The organism is Salmonella sp. 32031103-2018-00083-FB-01-SM-01, assembly GCF_017571995.1.
Classification (GTDB): domain Bacteria; phylum Pseudomonadota; class Gammaproteobacteria; order Enterobacterales; family Enterobacteriaceae; genus Salmonella; species Salmonella enterica.
In genome coordinates this window covers 395,906-417,941 of sequence record NZ_JAGEQL010000003.1, presented here as the reverse complement: position 1 = coordinate 417,941, position 22,036 = coordinate 395,906, and the positions used below count along the sequence as shown (strand labels likewise).

21 protein-coding genes and 1 other RNA gene are annotated in these 22,036 nt (G+C 52.5%); 11 read left to right on the top strand and 11 right to left on the bottom strand.

Going from position 1 to position 22,036, the window contains the following annotated elements:
• Positions 1–63: 63 nt before the first annotated feature.
• On the bottom strand, positions 64–1,758 hold the full coding sequence (locus tag J4614_RS11725; RefSeq protein WP_001238183.1) for an SgrR family transcriptional regulator: 1,695 nt from the start codon (positions 1,756–1,758) through the stop codon (positions 64–66).
• Between the two features lie 99 nt (positions 1,759–1,857).
• Here J4614_RS11725 and cof point away from each other — a divergent pair, with 99 nt between their 5' ends.
• Entirely contained in the window at positions 1,858–2,676 is an 819-nt protein-coding gene (cof, locus tag J4614_RS11720) for an HMP-PP phosphatase (RefSeq protein ID WP_000113030.1), read from the top strand.
• A 48-nt stretch (positions 2,677–2,724) separates the two neighbouring features.
• Here cof and cdsH read toward each other — a convergent pair whose 3' ends face one another.
• On the bottom strand, positions 2,725–3,780 hold the full coding sequence (gene cdsH, locus J4614_RS11715) for a cysteine desulfhydrase (RefSeq protein WP_076018279.1): 1,056 nt from the start codon (positions 3,778–3,780) through the stop codon (positions 2,725–2,727).
• 112 nt (positions 3,781–3,892) lie between these two features.
• Here cdsH and decR point away from each other — a divergent pair, with 112 nt between their 5' ends.
• The 5 genes from decR to amtB all read left to right on the top strand — a co-directional run bounded on the left by decR (position 3,893) and on the right by amtB (position 9,807).
• Positions 3,893–4,351: a DNA-binding transcriptional regulator DecR gene (decR, locus tag J4614_RS11710; protein ID WP_000884593.1), complete on the top strand. Its 459-nt coding sequence runs from the start codon at positions 3,893–3,895 to the stop codon at positions 4,349–4,351.
• A 40-nt stretch (positions 4,352–4,391) separates the two neighbouring features.
• Entirely contained in the window at positions 4,392–6,164 is a 1,773-nt protein-coding gene (locus tag J4614_RS11705; protein ID WP_001235559.1) for a SmdA family multidrug ABC transporter permease/ATP-binding protein, read from the top strand.
• Complete coding sequence (locus tag J4614_RS11700; RefSeq protein WP_023232731.1) at positions 6,157–7,938, top strand: SmdB family multidrug efflux ABC transporter permease/ATP-binding protein; 1,782 nt, start codon at positions 6,157–6,159, stop codon at positions 7,936–7,938. Before J4614_RS11705 ends, J4614_RS11700 begins: the two co-directional genes overlap by 8 nt.
• A 212-nt stretch (positions 7,939–8,150) precedes the next feature.
• A complete protein-coding gene (gene glnK, locus J4614_RS11695) occupies positions 8,151–8,489 on the top strand; it encodes a P-II family nitrogen regulator (protein WP_000780341.1) in 339 nt (112 codons plus the stop codon).
• Positions 8,490–8,520: 31 nt separating this feature from the next.
• Complete coding sequence (gene amtB, locus J4614_RS11690) at positions 8,521–9,807, top strand: ammonium transporter AmtB (protein WP_000684912.1); 1,287 nt, start codon at positions 8,521–8,523, stop codon at positions 9,805–9,807.
• A 100-nt stretch (positions 9,808–9,907) separates the two neighbouring features.
• On the opposite strand, the gene tesB is transcribed toward amtB, so the two are convergent.
• Positions 9,908–10,768 (bottom strand): acyl-CoA thioesterase II, encoded by an 861-nt coding sequence (gene tesB, locus J4614_RS11685; RefSeq protein WP_000084176.1) that lies wholly within the window; start codon positions 10,766–10,768, stop codon positions 9,908–9,910.
• A gap of 214 nt (positions 10,769–10,982) precedes the next feature.
• On the opposite strand from tesB, the gene J4614_RS11680 reads away from it, so the two are divergent.
• Positions 10,983–11,552, top strand: a complete 570-nt coding sequence (locus tag J4614_RS11680) for a YbaY family lipoprotein (RefSeq protein WP_023232733.1) — start codon at positions 10,983–10,985, stop codon at positions 11,550–11,552.
• Between the two features lie 32 nt (positions 11,553–11,584).
• On the opposite strand, the gene J4614_RS11675 is transcribed toward J4614_RS11680, so the two are convergent.
• Positions 11,585–11,974 (bottom strand): MGMT family protein, encoded by a 390-nt coding sequence (locus tag J4614_RS11675; protein WP_000961285.1) that lies wholly within the window; start codon positions 11,972–11,974, stop codon positions 11,585–11,587.
• Positions 11,975–12,058: 84 nt separating this feature from the next.
• On the opposite strand from J4614_RS11675, the gene ffs reads away from it, so the two are divergent.
• Positions 12,059–12,155, top strand: an RNA gene (gene ffs / locus J4614_RS11670) — signal recognition particle sRNA small type.
• A 49-nt stretch (positions 12,156–12,204) separates the two neighbouring features.
• Here ffs and J4614_RS11665 read toward each other — a convergent pair.
• The gene (locus J4614_RS11665; protein ID WP_000213135.1) at positions 12,205–13,755 is read right to left on the bottom strand and encodes an EAL domain-containing protein; all 1,551 of its coding nucleotides are present in this window, start codon (positions 13,753–13,755) and stop codon (positions 12,205–12,207) included.
• Positions 13,756–13,979: 224 nt separating this feature from the next.
• Here J4614_RS11665 and J4614_RS11660 point away from each other — a divergent pair, with 224 nt between their 5' ends.
• Both J4614_RS11660 and ykgO read left to right on the top strand, forming a co-directional pair.
• Positions 13,980–14,243, top strand: coding sequence for a type B 50S ribosomal protein L31 (locus J4614_RS11660; RefSeq protein WP_000801416.1), 264 nt, complete (start codon positions 13,980–13,982; stop codon positions 14,241–14,243).
• Position 14,244: 1 nt separating this feature from the next.
• Positions 14,245–14,385: a type B 50S ribosomal protein L36 gene (ykgO, locus tag J4614_RS11655; protein WP_001197749.1), complete on the top strand. Its 141-nt coding sequence runs from the start codon at positions 14,245–14,247 to the stop codon at positions 14,383–14,385.
• Between the two features lie 55 nt (positions 14,386–14,440).
• Here the strand turns inward: ykgO and J4614_RS11650 are convergent, their stop codons facing one another.
• The 6 genes from J4614_RS11650 to acrA all read right to left on the bottom strand — a co-directional run bounded on the left by J4614_RS11650 (position 14,441) and on the right by acrA (position 21,239).
• A complete protein-coding gene (locus J4614_RS11650; protein WP_000136183.1) occupies positions 14,441–14,911 on the bottom strand; it encodes a YlaC family protein in 471 nt (156 codons plus the stop codon).
• 116 nt (positions 14,912–15,027) lie between these two features.
• Positions 15,028–15,579, bottom strand: a complete 552-nt coding sequence (gene maa, locus J4614_RS11645; RefSeq protein WP_001278791.1) for a maltose O-acetyltransferase — start codon at positions 15,577–15,579, stop codon at positions 15,028–15,030.
• Positions 15,580–15,757: 178 nt separating this feature from the next.
• Positions 15,758–15,976 carry an HHA domain-containing protein gene (locus tag J4614_RS11640; RefSeq protein WP_001280991.1) on the bottom strand — a complete coding sequence of 73 codons (219 nt, stop codon included), beginning with the start codon at positions 15,974–15,976 and terminating at the stop codon, positions 15,758–15,760.
• Between the two features lie 27 nt (positions 15,977–16,003).
• Complete coding sequence (gene tomB, locus J4614_RS11635) at positions 16,004–16,378, bottom strand: Hha toxicity modulator TomB (RefSeq protein WP_000344807.1); 375 nt, start codon at positions 16,376–16,378, stop codon at positions 16,004–16,006.
• A 495-nt stretch (positions 16,379–16,873) separates the two neighbouring features.
• Positions 16,874–20,023, bottom strand: coding sequence for an efflux RND transporter permease AcrB (acrB, locus tag J4614_RS11630; RefSeq protein WP_001132508.1), 3,150 nt, complete (start codon positions 20,021–20,023; stop codon positions 16,874–16,876).
• Positions 20,024–20,045: 22 nt separating this feature from the next.
• Positions 20,046–21,239: a multidrug efflux RND transporter periplasmic adaptor subunit AcrA gene (gene acrA, locus J4614_RS11625; protein ID WP_001039202.1), complete on the bottom strand. Its 1,194-nt coding sequence runs from the start codon at positions 21,237–21,239 to the stop codon at positions 20,046–20,048.
• 141 nt (positions 21,240–21,380) lie between these two features.
• Here acrA and acrR point away from each other — a divergent pair, with 141 nt between their 5' ends.
• Positions 21,381–22,034 carry a multidrug efflux transporter transcriptional repressor AcrR gene (acrR, locus tag J4614_RS11620; RefSeq protein ID WP_000101760.1) on the top strand — a complete coding sequence of 218 codons (654 nt, stop codon included), beginning with the start codon at positions 21,381–21,383 and terminating at the stop codon, positions 22,032–22,034.
• Positions 22,035–22,036 lie beyond the last annotated feature (2 nt).

The following is a 22,036-nucleotide window of genomic DNA, read 5'->3' as shown; positions in this document are numbered from 1 at the left end:
CTGATCAATGACGAAAGCCAATATGGTAACGCGTACGGATAATCCCGACCAGCTTCTTCACGGCTAAGGCGGCGGAAGCCAGGCTTCGCTAAATTCAAACCAGCCGCGAGGGGTGAGTCGAACGCCGTTAACGCCCGGTGGGGCGCTGATGCGATAGTGATAATTAAACAGCGGCGTAAGTGTGGCGTCATCCATCAGGTTGGCAAAAACTTGTTGTAGCGCGGCGCGGCGATCTTTTTCATTGGGCTGAATTTGCAGAGCGTCAAGCGTAGCCTGCAGATGGGAAAACGCAGGCGCGTCCAGGACATGTGACCAGATCTGATCGCAACGTAGCCACTGCTCCAGCGTATATTCCGGCGCTTCGCCGATCAGCCTGTCGCCCATCATCAGATCCGCTTGCGCCAACGCAGGGCAGTTATCCCAGTTTTTGGCATTATGAAAAATCAATGTTAACTCACAGCCGAGCGTCGCCAGGTAATGTCGAAGCTGTTCCGCCATCGTATGCAGCTCTACGGGAAGGTGGTACGCCAGGGTAAGTTTTTTCGGCAATGGCGTTTCATCAACGTCCTGCCATTGCGGGATTGTCCAGCCGGGTAGCAGCCCCTGACTTGGCATAATCAAGTTCTCATCTACCGGCAAGGTTTTCAGCAGCGAAGTATGATGGATAATATGTATCAGACGCCGCGCCTGCTGTACGTTGAGCCGTGAGCCCTTTTTGAGGGTTAAATAGCAAAAACCCAGACTAATACCACTACTTACCTGACTCAGCGTCGCCAGCTCTTCCGGTTTGCCGATGGCAATCTGCACCGGATGGCGGCAACTGGTGCCCAGATCTTGGGCAAACAGTTGCGGGGTGATCCAGAATTCAATCGCTTTCAGCAGCGGATGGCTGAGGTGATAATGGTCATGACTTTCCAGACGCACCAGTTCCGGCGTGAACAACGCCAGGCGAAAAGGACCGGTGCCGATAAGCGGCAGGTCAGGATGCGCCAGACCGCTACAATAGCTCGCCAGACGATGCGCCAGCCAGTAATCAGGTCGGTGAAGGAGAAAGGTCAGGCACTGAGGATGCGTTACTTCGATCCGTGCGACGCTAATAAACAATTTGCTTAGCGCGGGTAGGGTAAGCAGCCTTTCCAGGCGTTCGTGTAGCTGCGCGGTATCCACCGCATCGCCATTATGCCAGTGCAGCGTGGAGCGAATATAAAAATCCCAGCGTAAACCGTCGGCGGAAACCTTCCAGTGATGCGCCAGATCCCCGCAAGGATATTGGCTATCGCGGTCGAAGCGCGTTAACCCGGAAAAAACTTGCCCTGTGAGATGCTGTTCCGCGCGTCCTGGCAGGAAACCCGGCTGCAGCGGATCAAGCGGACGATAGTAGGGAATACGCAATGTCGGCGTATCGTTTTGCCATTGGCCGCCCATAAAAGGCTGGAGCATCGCCCGTAACTCGCCAGGCGCCAGCTGCGCCAGTTCCAGTACGTTGAGCTGCTGCCCTTTTTCCAGCGCCTGTTCCATCATGGCGGTGCGGAGCGATTCCGGCGTGACCAGAAACTGGAGCCGTCCACGTTTCCCGCGCCCGGACTGCGCCTCCCATCTTAGCCAACCAGCCTGCTGGGCCTGACGCAGCAGCGTTCGCAGATGGCGCTCGCTACAAAAACAGCGTTCGGCCAGTTCGCTAACGGTGACATGTTGCGTTTCCCCGGCGGAAGGCTGCCAGAGGCGTTGATATTGATTAAGCCGATTCAGTAGCCTCATAAAACCCGGAACACTTCCTTTTATCTGTTCACTATTACTTCCGTATATCTCAGGTAATACTGAACAACAAGTTAACCGCGTCACAGTGTGGAGAAAGAGATGGCCCGTCTGGCAGCATTTGATATGGATGGCACGTTATTAATGCCCGATCACCATTTGGGTAGAGAAACGATCGCCACGCTGGCGCGTCTGCGCGAACGCGATATCACTCTGACATTCGCTACGGGTCGTCATGTGCTGGAGATGCGGCATATTCTGGGGACGCTTTCACTGGATGCTTATCTTATTACCGGTAACGGGACGCGAATTCACTCGCTGGAAGGCGACGTGCTGCATCGTCAGGATCTCGATCCTCAGGTTGCCGATACGGTGATGCATCATGCCTGGGATACCCGAGCCAGTATGCATGTGTTTAATGACAACGGCTGGTTTACAGGCCAGGAGATCCCCGCGCTACTCCAGGCGCACGTCTACAGCGGCTTTCGTTATCAGGTTATCGATATAAAAAGCATTCCGGCCCATCAGGTGACGAAGATCTGTTTTTGCGGCGATCATGACGATCTGATCCGTTTGCGCATTCAGCTCAATGAGGCGCTGGAAGAACGCGCGCACCTCTGTTTCTCTGCCGTCGACTGCCTGGAAGTGCTACCGCTGGGGTGCAATAAAGGATCGGCGCTGGCGGTATTGAGCAATCATTTAGGGCTTTCACTGGCAGATTGCATGGCGTTTGGCGACGCGATGAACGATCGGGAAATGCTGGGCAGCGTCGGGCGGGGGCTCATTATGGGCAATGCCATGCCGCAGCTTATCGCCGCGCTGCCACACCTTTCGGTTATCGGACATTGTGGTAATCAAGCGGTATCACACTTTTTGACGCATTGGCTGGACAATCCGCATCTACCTTATTCCCCCGAATGAGAGATCTCTCCCAGCAAGCCAGACATTCAGTCTGGCTTTTTTTTGTTTCTAGTCGCCGGTAAGTAATTTTGCGATGGCCGCTGACCACGGCGCCAAATCGCCGATATGGTCGCTAACCCAGGACGGATGGTAATAGGTATCCAGATAGCGATCGCCGCTATCGCACAATAACGTCACGATAGCGCCGGTTTCTCCAGCCTCGCGCATCCGGGCCGCAAGCTGCAGTGCTCCCCACATATTCGTGCCGGTAGAGGCGCCGACTTTACGGCCCAGCTGCGTTTCCAGCCAGTGTGCGGTGGCAACGCTGGCGGCGTCCGGCACGCGCAGCATCTCATCTACGACATCCGGAATAAAAGAAGGCTCTACTCGCGGACGACCAATTCCTTCAATTTTACTGCCCACCGGGCTGCGTAATGAAGCGTCGCGATCCTGCCAGTAAGGTAAAAAGACGGAATTTTCCGGATCCACCACCATGAGCTGAGTATCATAGCCCTGGCAGCGAATATAGCGCCCAATCGTCGCAGAGGTTCCGCCCGTTCCGGCGCTCATGACGATAAATCGCGGTACCGGATGGGGTTCGTTGCGCATCTGGCGGAAAATACTGTCGGCAATATTATTGTTGCCCCGCCAGTCGGTAGCTCGTTCTGCGTAGGTAAACTGGTCCATATAGTGACCGTTCAGTTCATGCGCCAGCCGCTCGGAGGCGGCATAAATTTCGCAGGCGCTCTCCACAAAATGACAGTGGCCGCCGTAAAATTGAATCTGTTCGATTTTACGTTTTGCGGTACAGGCGGGCATGACGGCGATGAACGGCAGTCCCAGTAAACGCGCGAACCAGGCTTCGGAAATCGCCGTTGAGCCTGATGACGCTTCAATAATCGGAGTGCCTTCTTTAATCCAGCCATTGCACAGCCCATAAAGGAACAGCGAGCGCGCCAGACGATGCTTAAGGCTACCGGTGGGATGCGTGCTTTCGTCTTTCAGGTAAAGCTGGATACCCGGAAATGCCGACAGGGGCAAACGAATAAGATGCGTATCCGCCGAGCGCTGGTGGTCAGCGTTAATTTCATTAATGGCATTTTTAACCCAATTGCTACTCATCATTAATATCCATTTATCATTTTGTGCCAAGAGTAGCGAAAAGTACGGAAAAAATTGTTGCTATTTGGCCTTTAAATTACAATGTAAGGAGAAAAATATTCTCTATGGAGTGGGTATGTTAGATAAAATTGACCGTAAACTGCTTTGCTTATTGCAGCAGGACTGTACCCTCTCTTTGCAGGCGCTGGCGGATGCCGTTAATCTGACGACAACGCCTTGCTGGAAGCGGCTTAAACGCCTGGAAGATGACGGTATCCTGCTTGGCAGGGTCGCGCTGCTGGACCCGGAAAAACTGGGGCTGGGGTTAACCGCTTTTGTGTTGATAAAAACGCAGCACCACAGCAGTGAATGGTACTGTCGGTTCGTGACCGTCGTCTCTGAGATGCCGGAAGTGCTTGGCTTCTGGCGGATGGCGGGGGAATACGACTATCTGATGCGAGTTCAGGTGGCCGACATGAAGCGGTATGACGACTTCTATAAACGTCTGGTCAATAGCGTCCCAGGACTGTCAGACGTCACCTCCAGTTTTGCGATGGAACAGATTAAGTACACCACATCTCTGCCCATTGAATAATTCTCCCGGTATTGCCGGAAATCATATCAGGAAATAACGCGTGCGATTATTTGCTCAATTAAGCTGGTACTTTCGCCGGGAATGGCGTCGCTATCTTGGCGCGGTGGCCCTGCTTATGCTTATTGCGATGCTTCAGCTGATCCCGCCCAAAGTGGTGGGGATTGTCGTGGATGGCGTAACCGCACAGCATTTTACTCCAGGCCGAATAGCGATGTGGATTGGCACCATTGCCCTGATCGCCGTAGTGGTCTATTTGTTGCGCTATGTCTGGCGCGTGCTGCTATTTGGCGCTTCTTATCAATTAGCCGTCGAACTGCGTGAAGATTATTATCGCCAGCTGAGCCGTCAGCATCCTGAATTTTATCAGCGCCATCGGACGGGCGATCTTATCGCGCGTGCGACGAATGATGTGGATCGCGTCGTATTTGCGGCGGGCGAGGGCGTTCTGACGCTGGTTGACTCGCTGGTAATGGGCTGCGCGGTACTGATTGTCATGTCGACGCAAATTAGCTGGCAGCTAACGCTATTAGCGCTGTTGCCGATGCCGATTATGGCGCTGATGATCAAACGTTACGGCGATCGGCTGCATGACTATTTCAAACTGGCGCAGGCCGCCTTCTCCAGCCTGAACGACCGCACGCAGGAGAGTCTGACCAGCATCCGCATGATCAAAGCGTTTGGTCTGGAGGATCGCCAGTCTTCGCTGTTTGCGGCGGATGCCGAAGATACCGGCAAGAAAAATATGCGCGTGGCGCGTATTGACGCGCGTTTTGATCCAACCATTTACATCGCCATTGGCATGGCGAACCTGCTCGCGATTAGCGGCGGAAGCTGGATGGTGGTTAACGGCAGCCTGACGCTGGGCGAACTCACCAGCTTTATGATGTATCTGGGGTTGATGATTTGGCCGATGCTGGCGCTGGCCTGGATGTTTAATATCGTGGAGCGGGGTAGCGCCGCTTACAGCCGCATCCGCGCCATGCTGGCGGAAGCGCCGGTAGTTAAGGATGGTGAAGAGCCGGTCCCGGCGGGGCGCGGCGAACTGACGGCGGCCATTCGTGAGTTTTGCTATCCGCAAACGACGCATCCGGCGCTGGAGAATGTGAACTTTCGCCTTAAACCGGGTCAGATGCTGGGGATATGCGGTCCGACCGGCGCGGGGAAAAGCACAATCTTGTCGCTTATCCAGCGCCATTTTGATGTGACGCAGGGAGAAATCCGATTCCATGACATGCCGTTGACGCATCTGCAACTGGATAGCTGGCGTAGCCGACTGGCGGTCGTCAGCCAGACGCCGTTTTTGTTCTCGGACTCTATTGCCAATAATATTGCGCTCGGACGCCCGGAGGCGACCCAGGAAGAGATTGAACAGGTGGCGCGTTTAGCCAGCGTACATGAGGATATTCTCCGTTTGCCTCAGGGCTACGACACGCAGGTAGGTGAACGTGGCGTCATGTTATCGGGAGGGCAAAAACAGCGTATCTCGATTGCCAGAGCGCTGCTGTTGAATGCGGAAATTCTGCTTCTTGATGATGCGCTCTCAGCAGTAGATGGTCGCACGGAGCATCAGATTTTGCATAATTTGCGCCAGTGGGGCGAAGGGCGTACGGTCATCATCAGCGCGCATCGTTTATCCGCGCTGACCGACGCCAATGAAATTATCGTTATGCAACATGGTCATGTTGTTCAGCGCGGCGATCACGATCAACTGGCGCAGCAGATTGGCTGGTATCGCGATATGTATCGCTATCAGCAACTGGAGGCCGCGCTGGATGACGCGCCGGAACGCGGCGAGGAGGCGGCGAATGCGTAGTTTTGGACAGCTATGGCCGACGCTGAAACGGTTACTGGCGTATGGCTCGCCATGGCGAAAAACGCTCTCTGTCGCGGTGATGATGCTGTGGATTGCGGCGGCGGCGGAAGTTAGCGGTCCGCTGCTGATCAGCTATTTCATTGATAACATGGTGGCCCGCCACCATTTACCGTTGGGCAAGGTCGCGGGGCTGGCGGCCGCCTATGTGGGGCTACAATTTCTGGCGGCGGGTCTGCATTACGCCCAGTCTTTATTATTTAACCGGGCGGCCGTTGGCGTGGTTCAGTCCTTGCGCACGGACGTCATGGATGCCGCCTTGCGTCAGCCGCTAAGCGCCTTCGACACGCAGCCTGTCGGACAATTAATTTCACGCGTGACCAACGATACGGAAGTCATCCGCGATCTGTACGTCACGGTCGTCGCGACGGTATTACGTAGCGCGGCGTTGATCGGCGCCATGCTGGTCGCCATGTTCAGCCTTGACTGGCGGATGGCGCTGGTGGCGATTTTGATTTTTCCGGCGGTATTGACCGTGATGATCATTTATCAGCGCTACAGCACGCCGATTGTACGCCGCGTGCGGGCATATCTGGCGGATATTAACGACGGCTTTAACGAAATCATCAACGGGATGAGCGTAATTCAGCAGTTTCGCCAGCAGGCGCGCTTCGGCGAACGCATGGGCGAGGCCAGCCGCTCGCACTACATGGCGCGGATGCAGACGCTACGCTTAGACGGCTTTTTATTGCGTCCGCTGCTTAGCCTCTTTTCTGCGCTCATTTTGTGTGGTTTGTTGATGCTTTTCAGCTTTACGTCTGCCGGCACGATTGAGGTCGGGGTGCTGTATGCGTTCATTAGCTATTTGTCACGTCTGAACGAGCCGCTCATTGAACTGACCACCCAGCAATCCATGCTACAGCAGGCGGTTGTGGCGGGAGAGCGTGTTTTTGAACTGATGGATCGCCCGCGCCAGCGCTATGGCAGCGACGACAGGCCGTTACAAAGCGGGGCGATTGATATTGATCATCTGTCGTTTGCTTACCGCGACGATAATCTTGTTTTACAGGACATTACGCTATCAGTACCGTCCCGTAGCTTTGTGGCGCTGGTGGGGCACACCGGCAGCGGGAAGAGCACGCTCGCCAGCTTATTAATGGGGTACTACCCTCTGACGCAAGGCAAAATTCGGCTGGATGGGCGAGAAATCGCCTCTCTTAATCATCGCGTTTTACGCCAGGGCGTGGCGATGGTTCAACAGGACCCGGTAGTGATGGCGGATACCTTTCTGGCTAATGTGACGCTGGGGCGCGATGTCTCCGAGGCGCAGGTGTGGCAGGCGCTGGAAACAGTACAACTGGCAGACCTGGCGCGCGGCCTGAGCGACGGGCTGCATACGCATCTCGGCGAGCAGGGAAATACGCTGTCCGTCGGGCAAAAACAGCTATTGGCGCTGGCGCGCGTGCTGGTTGACGCCCCGCAAATATTAATTCTTGATGAGGCGACGGCCAGCATCGATTCCGGCACTGAACAGGCGATACAGCAGGCGCTGGCGGCGATTCGCGAGCGCACCACGTTGGTGGTTATTGCCCATCGGCTATCGACAATCGTGGAGGCGGATACCATTCTGGTTCTCCATCGCGGCCAGGCGGTGGAGCGCGGGACGCATCAACAATTGCTGGCGGCGCAAGGGCGCTACTGGCAAATGTATCAATTACAGTTAGTTGGCGAGGAGTTAGCCGCCAGCGTACACGAAGAACCCGGCCCTGCGGCATAAGGTTTGGCGCCACAGGGCAAAGCCTCGCCCATCATGCACCGTCGTGGTGCGTTTTTCTTTCCCTGCTTCAATGTTGGGGCGCGTCAATATAAAGACGCGCCGCTAGCCGCGCTTTTCCTCGCTCGCCAGCTTCTGGCACATCCTTTGCAATATCCATTCTGAAGAGTCCATGCGCGGCGGCAGCCGTTACCTAATTCTGACTGGAGGGTTCTATGAAGCTGGTTACCGTGATTATCAAACCGTTCAAGCTGGAGGATGTGCGGGAGGCGCTTTCTTCCATTGGCATTCAGGGACTGACCGTCACCGAAGTGAAAGGGTTTGGCCGTCAGAAAGGACACGCCGAACTGTATCGCGGCGCGGAGTACAGCGTAAATTTCCTGCCGAAGGTCAAAATTGATGTTGCTATCGCCGACGACCAACTGGAAGAGGTGATCGATATCATCAGTAAAGCGGCTTACACCGGAAAAATTGGCGACGGCAAAATTTTCGTCGCGGAGCTCATGCGCGTTATTCGGATTCGTACCGGCGAAGCTGACGAAGCAGCGCTGTAAGACCCGCCACACAGCAACAGGAAATGAAAAAATGAAGATAGCGATGATAAAAACCACACTGGCTTCACTGGCGCTGCTGCCTGGGCTAACGATAGCCGCGCCGGCGGTTGCCGATAAAGCGGATAGTGCTTTTATGATGATTTGCACCGCGCTGGTGCTGTTCATGACGATACCGGGTATCGCGCTGTTTTACGGCGGATTAATTCGCGCTAAGAACGTGTTGTCAATGTTAACGCAAGTGACCGTCACCTTTGCGCTGGTCTGTATTTTATGGGTGGTGTACGGCTATTCGCTGGCTTTTGGCGAAGGGAATCATTTCTTCGGTAATGCCGATGGGGCGATGTTGAAGAATATCGCGTTGACGGCGGTAACGGGGACGATTTATCAGTATATTCATGTCGCGTTTCAGGGATCTTTCGCCTGCATTACCGTCGGGCTGATTGTCGGCGCGCTGGCGGAGCGTATTCGTTTTTCGGCGGTACTGATTTTTGTCGTGGTGTGGTTCACGCTCTCTTATATCCCGATTGCGCACATGGTGTGGGGCGGCGGCCTGCTGGCTGCTCACGGCGCGCTGGATTTTGCCGGTGGTACGGTGGTGCATATTAACGCCGCTATCGCCGGGCTGGTAGGGGCTTATTTAATTGGCAAACGCGTCGGCTTTGGGAAAGAAGCATTTAAACCCCATAACCTGCCGATGGTCTTTACCGGTACTGCGATTCTGTATATCGGCTGGTTTGGATTTAACGCGGGTTCTGCGGGGAGCGCAAACGAGATAGCAGCGCTGGCCTTTGTGAACACCGTGGTGGCGACCGCCGCCGCGATTCTGGGGTGGATTATCGGCGAGTGGACGCTACGCGGTAAGCCTTCCCTGCTAGGGGCGTGTTCCGGCGCGATTGCCGGTCTGGTCGGCGTGACGCCAGCCTGTGGCTATGTTGGCGTTGGCGGCGCGCTGGTTATCGGCGTTATTGCGGGTCTGGCGGGATTGTGGGGAGTCACCATGCTTAAACGTCTGTTACGGGTAGATGATCCGTGCGACGTATTTGGCGTTCACGGCGTTTGCGGAATAGTCGGCTGTATCCTGACCGGCGTTTTTGCCGCCAGTTCGCTGGGCGGCGTTGGCTTTGTCGACGGCGTTACGATGGGACATCAGGTGATGGTACAGCTGGAAAGTATTGCTATTACGGTCGTCTGGTCCGGCGTTGTCGCGTTTGTTGGTTACAAACTGGCGGATATCCTTGTTGGACTGCGTGTACCGGAAGAGCAGGAGCGCGAGGGGCTGGATGTGAACAGTCACGGCGAGAATGCGTATAACGCGTGATTGCGCAACATGCCTGATGGCGCTGCGCTTATCCAGTTTACCGTAGGCCGGATAAGCGCAGCGTCATCAGGCCATTAACGCCACATAGCGGCATGTTTTTTTAATTGTGATTACGCATTACCCCTTCCTGCACGGTTGAAGCGACCAGCGCGCCATCCTGAGTATAAAACTCGCCGCGAACAAAGCCCCGGGCGCTGGAGGCGGAAGTGCTCTCTACGCTATAAAGTAGCCATTCATTAAAATTGAACGGGCGATGGAACCACATAGAGTGATCGATAGTGGCGATCTGAATGCCCTTTTCCAGAAAACCGATGCCGTGAGGCTGAAGCGCGACGGGAAGGAAATTCAGATCCGAGGCGTATCCCAGTAAATATTGATGGACGCGAATGTCATCCGGAACGGTGCCATTGGCGCGAATCCATACCTGACGCACAGGCGCGGCGACGTGACCTTTCAACGGATTGTGAAATTCGACGGGACGAATTTCCAGCGGGCGATCGCAGAGAAACTTTTCTTTCAGAATCGGCGGCAGTAAATGCGCCAGCGATTGCGCGATTTCCGTTTCTGACGGTAGTCCTTCCGGCCCGACTGCCGTCGGCATGGTTTTTTGATGTTCGAAACCCGGTTCCGGCGCCTGGAATGAGGCGGTCATGTAAAAGATGGGTTTCCCGTTCTGAATAGCGGCAACGCGGCGGGCGCTGAAGCTATTCCCATCGCGCAGCACTTCTACGTCATAGATAATGGGTTTTTGGCTATCGCCCGGCCGCAGAAAATAGCTGTGGAATGAATGCACCAGTCGTGCTTCCGGCACAGTTTCTTTGGCGGCATAGAGTGCCTGGCCCACCACCTGACCACCAAATACCTGGCGCAGCCCTAAGTCTTCACTTTGGCCCCGAAAGAGTCCTTCTTCAATTTTTTCCAGATTCAATAATGTCAGCAAATTATTCAGTGTCTGACTCATACATACTCTCCAGGTGACAACGATGCCGAAGCGAGGTAGGGCAGAGTATAACGCAATTTTGCAAGTGGTCCGATGGGTACAAAAGTCTGAATAACAGACCAATTCCAGGCAAAAATGAGTGACATGTGCCACACTTAATCACGTTATGTTTCTGTTAACCACTCTTCCGGCGGGGGGAAAGGCCTGCTGGTGCATTGATGATAAGGAGAATTGAATGAAACTCGTGCACATCGTAAGTGGTTTAGCGGTTGCGATATCTCTGGCGGCCTGCGCTGATAAAAGCGCTGATATCCAGACGCCTGCGCCAAACCCTAACATGTCGATTACAGCTAACCAGTCTACTATTCAGCAGCCCAATGTTTCCGGTACCGTCTGGATCCGCCAGAAGGTCGCTCTGCCGCCAGATGCGGTGCTGACCGTGACGCTTTCAGATGCTTCGCTGGCTGATGCGCCGTCTAAGGTGCTGTCGCAAAAAGTGGTACGTACCGAAGGTAAACAGGCGCCTTTCAGTTTTGTGTTGCCGTTTAACCCATCAGATATTCAACCTAACGCGCGTATTCTCCTGAGCGCGGCCATCACCGTTGATAATAAGCTGGTATTTATTACCGATAGCGTGAAACCGGTGATTAATAATGGCGGTACTAAAGCGGATCTTACGCTGGTACCGGTACAGCAAACGGCGGTGCCTGTGCAGGCCAGCGGTGGTGCGACGACGACGGTTCCATCGACTTCGCCGACCCAGGTCAATCCGTCTTCTGCCGTTCCTGCGCCTACCCAGTATTAATCCTGCGCCAACCCTCTCCGTTACGGAGAGGGTTAATACACCCAGCGATAGCGTTGTAAATCGATTTGTCCGCTTCCCGACACCACCACGCCTTCCGCCAGTAATGCCTGACGTTGCCGCTGTAGATCCGGCCCGGTAAGTGATATTGCGCCGTGGCGGTTCACCACCCGATGCCATGGTAAAGTGCTGCCTTCCGGCAGACGTTTTAACACTCCGCCGACCTGACGCGCCGCCCGAGGGGAACCGGCAAGCCGGGCGACATCACCGTAGGTCGTGACAAATCCTTCCGGGATCGAGGCGACGATTTGCCAGACGCGTTGAGGAAAAGTGTCCTGAATATCCATAATAGAATCCTGCGTTAATGCTTCAGGATAATCTGGAATAAGGGGGGAGGAAAGCCCGGATGCGCAAGAAACCAGCATCCGATGCCTGATGGGTTGCAATTGCACGATATAGCAGTGATAATGCGCCTGCGCGTTGGTTCACAACGCTCTCAATGGGGGCTCTGTTGGTTCTCCCGCAACGCTACTCTGTTTACCAGGTCAGGTCCGGAAGGAAGCAGCCAAGGCAGATGACGCGTGTGCCGGGATGTAGCTGGCAGGGCCCCCACCCATTTGTGCCTCTCCACACTGTTTTTTTCTGCTGTGCGACGTTATAGCCGCTGTTCCGCCCAAAGAATAAATGCCGTAGCGGGTAGGGGCTTACTGTATAACCAGCCCTGACCATAATGTACGCCATGCTGGCGTAGCCACTGTTCTTGCCTGGTCGTTTCGATGCCTTCTGCGACCATCTTAAGTTTGAGCGTTTTCGCCATTTCAATAATATGCGGCGTGACGTTTTTATATTCCAGCGCATCGACAAAAGATTTATCAATTTTAAGGACATCTACATCCAGATTTTGTAAGTAGCTGAGGCTGGAATAGCCGGTGCCAAAGTCATCAATATAAATTGAATGTCCCGCGTTACGGTATCTGGCGACAATTGGCGCGCTGGTTTTCGGATCGGCGAACTCGCGTTCTGTTAATTCAAGCGCGATTTGCGACGGAGAAATTTGGCTACGGTTCAGCAGCGTGCTTAACAGCGCCGGCAGCGTTTCTGACGCCAGATCGGATGCCTCAAGATTGATTGAAATATGTTGTTCGGGATGGGACTTTAACCAACTCCCCATGTCTTCAAAAACGGTTTCGATGATTAGCCGGGTTAGCGGCTCCGTGAGCCCGGTTTGTTCAGCCAGCGCGATAAAAATTTCCGGCGAAAGGAAGGTGCCGTCCGCCTGTTGCCAGCGAGCTAAAGCTTCGGCACCGACAATTTTTCCGCTGCTCAGGGAGACAATAGGCTGATAGTGTACGTTAATTTCGCGATTGTCTATCGCATCCTGGAGACGGTGGCGGGGCGACTGTAGCCGACGCAAAATACGCAGAATAAAGGCCGCAGCCAGCAGACCCGTTACGATGCCCGCCGGTAGCCAGATAAATGCCTGTCGATACCAGCTCCTTTCCAGCGGAGCGGTCGGTGCCCAGCTTACGATAGTAATGCCCATTTCCGGAAAGGGGTGAATAGCATACTGAATGCCTCGGTTTTCCAGCCGCAGGGGCGTCTCATGGTGAATGAGCGGAAGAATAGCGAGGTCAAGGTTACCGCTGCTGGCAACCACAGTATTGCGTTCCCGGCCAATAATAGCGACGTCAATCGGCCATGCGCCAAACGGAATCACATCGATAAAGGACGCCGGGTCGATCATCACGATATAGCTGTCGCTCCCGAGTGCCGCCATATAGCGTTTTATACCCAGATCGTTTTGCGCCGTAAACCAGGCGCGATAACCGTCGCGAGTGATTTTCATGGGCGGAGGGAAAGCGGGAATATGGCTCTCTTTTTCAAGTGAGGAGCAAACGGGAATCGAATTTTTAAGATACAGAACTTCCTGGACATACCGAAAGCTATAAGACACGCGGCGCATGGCGAGTAAATGGGCGCTGCTGCAGGGCTCGCCTTTAAAGGAGGCAATATGCGTTAACGCGGCTTTTGCCTGGTCACTGACCCTTTCTGTACGTAGCGCCACCCGGGACGAGAAGATATCCAGCTCTTCGTTAAACCTTTTTTCAACTTGACGGTGCGCCAGCCACAGACTCAATCCTATCGGGAAAAGGACAGACAGGATAAGCACTCCCGTTACCAGGCTGACCAGATGTCGTGTTGTCACAGTGATGTCCTTATAAACACAGCGTAGAGAAAGTATATCCGATCGTAAATCGCGCCCTCGAATGATAAAGCTATTTTATCGATTTTACAGATATAGGGGCCAGACTAACGCGTTACGCCACATTGCTTTTGCCGCCAGGAAGAGATCGTGAATGTTTACCGGTTGAAAAAGGAGCGTTGATAGCGTATTTTATTGTTATGTTATAACATAATTGAGAGGGCGCAATGAAACCTGATATTCATCCTGTATACCGCACCGTCGTATTTCACGACACCAGCGCAAATGAATATGTGAAAGTGGGATCAACTATCAAAACTGAACGTGAAATCGAACTGGACGGCGTGACATATCCGTATGTCACTATTGATGTGTCATCAAAATCGCATCCTTTTTATACCGGTAGACAGAAAACGTTTGATAGCGAAAGTAGCGCCGCACGCTTCCAGAAACGTTTTGGTCATTTTATCGGCGCTAAAAGGGGTAAATGAAATGCAGGTGTTAAACTCACTTCGCAATGCAAAACAACGGCATCCGGATTGCCAGATAGTCAAACGCAAAGGACGCTTATACGTGATTTGTAAAACAAATCCGCGTTTTAAGGCGGTTCAGGGGCGTAAAAAAAGACGTTAAAAAACCAACAGTTCAGGGAAAGCAGTGCGTACCAGGGAGGGTGCGCACTTTTTTATTACCGGCTGGCTTCTGCGCGGGCCAGCGTAAAAATATCGTAGAAGGAAAGTTCGCCCTTACGGGCAACCATTTTTTGCAGCTGGACTTTATGTTCATTATCCACCTGTGGAGACTGAAGAATCGTCTCAATGAGCGTGGGGGGAACAAAGCGGGTGTTGTACCATTCGCCGTTGTAACAGACCCGGAGGTCCAGCACATCGATGTCGTTATAGTGATAACGCGGGGCGATGTCGAAAAAGAAGAAGCCATTAAATGCGATAAATAACACCACTAACAGCCACACTGACCCCACCAGCGTTTCTGATTGCAGCATGACCGCCAGCGTCGCAAACCAGGCCGCATACATCGCGATAAATAACCCAGGATGCTTGCGGATAAAACTGATACTAAAACGCGGCCTGTTATCGCGTTTTTCACGGACGTTTAAGTCATCAATAGTTTCGCTAAGCAGGCGCTGTATCTCTGTCATCTTTTGCCTTCATGATTTCTGCGACATAGGGGTAGTAACAGCCCATTTTAAAGGGAGGTGTAACGTGAAAAAAGTAACAGATTAACCACGAATTAGCATAACAGTTATCATTTTGACTACAATTTTTTAATGATTCGCGCCGGATTTCCGCCTACCACGACGTCTGGCGGTACGTTTTTTGTCACCACAGCGCCTGAAGCGACGACGACGTTATCGCCGATGGTTACGCCAGGATTAACGACGGCTCGTCCGCCTATCCAGACGTTATTTCCGATAGTGACGGGTTTACCGAATTCTCTGCCGCTGTTGCGTTCGACGGCGTCCAGCGGGTGCGTGGCGGTATAGATATGTACCCCTGGCGCGAGCATACAATTATCGCCAATATGAATTGGGCAAACATCAAGCATGACGCAGTCGAAGTTAGCGTAAAAGGAGTGACCAAGAAAAATATTATAGCCGTAGTCGCAACGAAAGGAAGGTTCAATATAGGCGTCTTCGCATCGACCCAACAGGTCGCGTAAAATCGCCTGACGCTTATTTATTTCATCAGGCGTAGTATAATTGTATTGATGGATGAGTTGACGCGCCCGCAGTCGATCCTGGCATAAAGTTTCATCGGTCGGGCAATACAGTGCCCCAGCGATCATTTTTTGTTTTTCGTCACTCATCGCGCGCTCCCCTTGGTGGATATTATCGCAATAGAAGCAATAATAAAGTATTAGAGGGAACGTTCCCTGCTATTGGTATGTGATCTATATCACTGTTCTATAATAGCCCGTTGTGTTATTAGCCAGAACGAGGAGGCAGATAACACCTGCGTGTTCTCTAAAAAGTAATGTAGCGTGATTAACGAATGAATTTCCATACTGAAGAGGGGATCTTGTCGTAGAGTTTGTTCATCGTCAATTCTGCAAGACGGTGATCCGCAGCTGAGTAAAATACAGCCAGCTCATTGTCGGACAATTCATATTTATTTTTCTCAATGACGCGCTCCAGAGTGTCAATTGTCTGACAGCGCCGTAAACGCATCAAATAATCAGTTTTAGTTAATGGTTTATCAGACATAAATTCTACCTATGATTGTAATAATTTTTAACAAGACAAACTAACAGGATTAGCCCTGGTGGCGTTGACGAAACAACGGAACAGGCGGTTGCCCGATTTACGCCATTTTTGCAAATCCTGCGTATTAATACCATAGCTGCTGAACAACATAAAGGTGTCGTCCAGGTATTCATCTATCTGCGCAATCAATTTATTGTCTTCATTGTACTTAATTTTATAATTAAGAGCGAAAGTTGCAATATGCTCTATCAGCTCATTGAGCTGCAGGTTGACTGCTGAGGTCGGGTCATTAACCCAGCCATGGTTGCTTTCTTCAAGGTTTGCAAGACAGTCATGATACAGGGTTTCGCAAAGAAATTTAAGCTGTGCTATATCATGTCTTTTGGGTGAGTATTCGTCCATAATGCATCCCCTTTTTAGTGGCTTAAACTAACCGAACACCTTCGGGATGGATACAACTAACTAACCTGGTACTTCCCACGTCACCTTATGATTTAACTATAATCTACTCTAAAAAACTTTTCATCGTCATATTACGAAAAATTACAATTGCGTGAAAGCCGCGTGTTGCCATACTTTTTCGAATTTTAACAGTGATCGTCGGTCGCCTAAAAAGGAACCAGTTTTATTGTTTATGTAATCATTGGGTTAACGTTTTTTAGCTTTTCAGGCTAAAACAATAGACTCTGACAGGAGAAAATAGCCAGGAATATTCTTAATATTTCTTAATTAATGGCTGAATTAAGAAATGGCCAACTTTCCTAAGAAAAGCCTTTAACGCAGTAAGGATTATACCTTTTATTAATATGGCAAAAAATAATCAATCTAACAATAAGCGTATTTTATGATTTTTGCGTAAAAAAGGCCGCTTGCGCGGCCTTATCAACAGTGAGCAAATCAGCGATGTTCTGTCGAATGACTATGCTCAATATCTTCGCTTTTACGGCTAAAGCGGCGGCGTACCACCACAAAGAAGACCGGTACGAAGAAAATAGCCAGTACGGTTGCCGTTACCATCCCGCCCAGTACGCCAGTACCTACCGCATTCTGCGCGCCGGAACCCGCGCCGGAACTGATAACCAGCGGCATAACCCCCAGCATGAACGCTAACGAGGTCATCAGAATCGGGCGCAAACGCATCCGGACGGCCTCCAGCGTCGCTTCTACCAGACCTTTCCCTTCTTTATCCATTAAGTCTTTGGCGAATTCGACGATAAGTATCGCGTTCTTCGCCGACAACCCAATGGTTGTGAGCAGGCCCACCTGGAAGTAAACGTCGTTAGTCAGTCCGCGGAAGGTGGCGGCCAGCAGCGCGCCGATAACCCCAAGCGGAACAACCAGCATTACGGAGAACGGGATAGACCAGCTCTCATACAATGCCGCCAGACACAGGAAGACGACGATCAGCGAGATAGCATACAGGGCAGGGGCCTGGTTGCCGGACAACCGTTCCTGGTAGGACATCCCGGTCCAGTCATACCCAATGCCTGACGGCAGCTTGCTGGCCAGTTCTTCCATCATCGCCATCGCTTCACCGGTACTCTTGCCTGGCGCCGCCTGACCCAGAATTTCCATCGAAGGCAGACCGTTATAGCGTTCCAGACGCGGCGAACCATATTCCCAGCGGGAAGAGGAGAATGCGGAGAATGGCACCATCTGACCATCGCTACCACGAACGTACCAGTCGTTAATATCATCCGGCAACATGCGGTATTTCGCTTCGGACATCACGTAAACTTTCTTCACACGACCGCGATCGATAAAGTCGTTTACATAGCTGCCGCCCCATGCTGCGCCCAGCGTGGTATTAATGTCGCTAATAGACACGCCCAGCGCCTGAGCTTTTTCCTGGTCGATATCGATTTTAAACTGCGGCGTATCTTCCAGACCGTTAGGTCGAACGCCGACCAGCAGATCAGGATATTTCGCCACCTCGCCGAACAACTGATTACGTGCCTGGGTGAGTTTTTCATGACCAAGTCCCGCCTGGTCAATCAACTCGAAGTCAAACCCGGTTGCGGTGCCCAGTTCAACAATCGCCGGCAGGTTAAAGGCGAAGACCATCGCATCTTTAATTTGTGAAAACGCTGCGGTTGCCCGCTGGGTAATCGCTTCAACCTTGTTTTTTTCGCCTGGACGATCGGCCCAGTCTTTCAACGACACGAATGCAATACCGGTATTCTGACCGCGCCCTGCAAAACCGAAGCCGTTGACGGCGAATACCGATTCAACGTTGGCTTTCTCTTTGTTCAGATAGTAATCCGTGACCTCATCCAGCACTTTTTGCGTGCGCTCTTGCGTCGCGCCGGCGGGGAGCTGGACCATTGTCAGGAATACGCCCTGGTCTTCATCCGGCAAGAAAGAGCTTGGCAGACGAACGAACAGATAAGCCATACCGACGACGATAATGAGATAGAGCAGCAGATAACGCCCGGTGCTGCGCAGAATATTACCTACGCTATCGGTGTAGTGATGCGTGCTCTTATCGAACAGGCGGTTAAACCAGCCGAAAAAGCCTTTTTTCCCTTCGCCATGATCGCCTTTGGCGACGGGTTTGAGCATCGTCGCGCACAGCGCGGGCGTCAGGATCAGCGCGACCAGCACCGACAGCGCCATCGCCGATACGATGGTGATAGAGAACTGACGATAAATTGCCCCGGTTGAGCCGCCAAAGAAGGCCATCGGAATAAATACCGCCGACAGTACCATCGCGATACCCACCAATGCGCCCTGAATCTGGCCCATGGATTTGCGCGTCGCTTCCTTCGGCGGAAGGCCTTCTTCCGTCATAACACGTTCGACGTTCTCGACCACCACGATGGCGTCATCCACCAGCAAGCCGATGGCGAGCACCATCCCGAACATCGTCAGCGTGTTTATCGAGAAACCGAATGCCGCAAGCACGGCAAAGGTTCCCAACAACACCACCGGAACCGCAATAGTCGGAATCAACGTCGCGCGGAAGTTCTGCAGGAACAGGTACATCACCAGGAACACGAGGATAATCGCTTCGACCAGCGTTTTTACCACTTCATGAATAGAGATCTTCACGAACGGCGTGGTGTCATACGGGTAGACGATTTTCATCCCTGGCGGGAAGAACGGTTCCATTTTTTTCAGTTCGGCGCGAATAGCGGTAGCGGTATCCAGCGCGTTGGCGCCGGTAGCCAGTTTGATGCCAAGACCTGACGCTGGCTGACCGTTAAATTTCGCGATGACGTCGTAGTTTTCGCCGCCAAGCTCAATTTTCGCTACATCCCGCAGACGAACCTGGGAGCCATCCTGATTCACCTTCAGCAGGATTTTGCCAAACTCATCCGTTGAGGTCAGACGCGTTTGGGCAATAATCGATGCGTTAAGCTGCTGGCCTTTTACCGGCGGCGTACCACCGAGCTGACCTGCTGCGACCTGGGCGTTCTGCGCTTTGATCGCGTTAATCACGTCGACCGGCGTCAGTTGGTATTTGGTCAGCTCTGTCGGATTCATCCAGATACGCATCGCATATTGCGAACCAAACAGCTGGACGTCGCCCACCCCAGAGGTACGGCTGATCGGATCTTTCATATTGGCGGCAACGTAATCCGAAATATCCTCCTGGGTCATGGTGCCGTCGGTGTTAATGACGCCCACTACCATCAGGAAGCTACTTGAGGACTTCTCAACGCTTACGCCCTGTTGCTGTACTTCCTGGGGAAGTAACGGCATTGCCAGTTGCAACTTGTTCTGAACCTGAACCTGCGCGATATCCGCATCGGTGCCGGATTCAAAGGTCAGCGTGATCTGCACGGTCCCCGTGGAGTCACTGTTGGAGGACATATACATCAGGTTATCGATACCGTTCATATTCTGTTCGATAACCTGCGTGACGGTATCCTGTACCGTTTTCGCATCAGCGCCAGGGTAGGTTGCGGAGATCGTCACTGCTGGTGGCGCAATCGTCGGATATTGCGCTACCGGCAATTTGAGGATCGCGAGCCCCCCTGCCAACATGATGATGATGGCGATCACCCACGCAAATATAGGGCGATCGATAAAGAAATTAGGCATGTCTTAACGGCTCCTGTTTAAGTTAAGACCTGGGCTGAGCAGGTTGATCACCGCTTGCGGCTTGCTGTTTGTTATCCGCGGTAATTTCCTGCACTTTAACCTGTGCGCCAGGACGTACTTTTTGCAGCCCGCTGACGACTACGCGGTCGCCCGCTTTCAACCCGTCAGTCACCAGCCACTTATCGCCGATCGCCTGGCTTGCGACGATTTGGCGGGTTTCCACTTTGTTATCAGCGCCAACCACCAGCACCGTGGCATCGCCGCGTGGAGTACGGGTAACGCCCTGTTGTGGAACCAGTAATGCCGTCGGTTTTGTCCCTTCCTGCAGACGTGCGCGAACGAACATTCCTGGCAATAAGGTGTGATCCGGGTTAGGGAAGATGGCGCGCAAAGTAATAGATCCGGTGGTTTGGTCAACGGTCACGTCGGAGAACTCAAGCGTACCGGATTGCGGGAATTTGATACCGTCGCTGGTCACCAGATCGACCTTCGCTTTGCCGTTTTCCTGCTTCAGCGAACCATTTGCCAGCTCCTGCTTCAGGCGCAGGAAATCATTGCTGGACTGGGTCACATCGACATAAATAGGGTCCAGCTGCTGCACTGTCGCCAGCGCCGACGCCTGACCGTTCTGTACCAGCGCGCCTTCCGTTACGGATGACTTACCAATACGACCGCTAATCGGTGAGGTGACTTTGGTATACGCCAGGTTGATACGTGCGGTTTCAACGGCGGCTTTTGCTGCGACAACGGCGGCAGTCGCTTGTTGCGCGTCAGCCAGCGCCTGATCGTATTCCTGCTTACTGATGTACTGCGTACCCAGCAGCTTTTGATAACGCTTCACCGTCAGTTCAGCGATATTCGCGGCGGCCTGCGCTTTTGCCAGATCGCCCTTAGCGCTGTCGTAAGTCGCCTGGTAGGTCGCAGGATCAATCTGATAGAGAGAGACTCCCGCTTCGATATCACTTCCCTCAACGAAATTACGCTTCAGGATAATGCCGCTTACCTGCGGGCGAACTTCGGCGATACGGTAAGCAACGGTACGACCCGGAAGTTCAGTTGTGATTTGCAGTGGTTCCGTTTTTAGTGTGACAACTCCAACTTCTGGCATCTGCTGGCCGCCTTGCTGGTCCTGTTTGTCGTCACATCCTGTTAGCGCTAAGCTGCCTGAGAGCATCAGAACGACCGCCAGAGGCGTTAACCCTCTGTTTTTGTTCATATGTAAACCTCGAGTGTCCGATTTCAAATTGGTCAATGGTCAAAGGTCCTTAAACCCATTGCTGCGTTTATATTATCGTCGTGCTATGGTACATACATCCATAAATGTATGTAAATCTAACGCCTGTAAATTCACCGACATATGGCACGAAAAACCAAACAACAAGCGCTGGAGACACGACAACACATCCTGGATGTGGCCCTGCGTTTGTTCTCGCAGCAAGGCGTATCGGCAACCTCGCTGGCGGAGATTGCGAACGCTGCTGGCGTGACGCGCGGCGCAATCTATTGGCATTTCAAAAATAAGTCGGATTTATTCAGTGAGATCTGGGAGCTATCAGAATCCAATATTGGTGAGCTTGAGATTGAGTATCAGGCAAAATTCCCCGACGATCCACTATCTGTATTAAGAGAAATTTTAGTTCATATTCTTGAAGCTACTGTAACAGAAGAACGACGCCGCTTATTGATGGAGATTATATTCCATAAATGTGAGTTTGTCGGAGAAATGGTTGTGGTTCAACAGGCGCAACGTAGCCTTTGTCTGGAAAGTTACGATCGGATTGAACAAACGTTAAAACATTGTATTAATGCTAAAATGCTGCCTGAAAATCTGCTGACCCGTCGTGCGGCGGTACTGATGCGCAGCTTTATTTCAGGGCTCATGGAAAACTGGTTATTTGCTCCGCAATCGTTTGATTTAAAAAAAGAAGCTCGCGCCTACGTCACGATCCTGCTGGAGATGTATCAATTGTGTCCGACGCTGCGCGCGTCGACGGTCACCGGCTCCCCCTGATA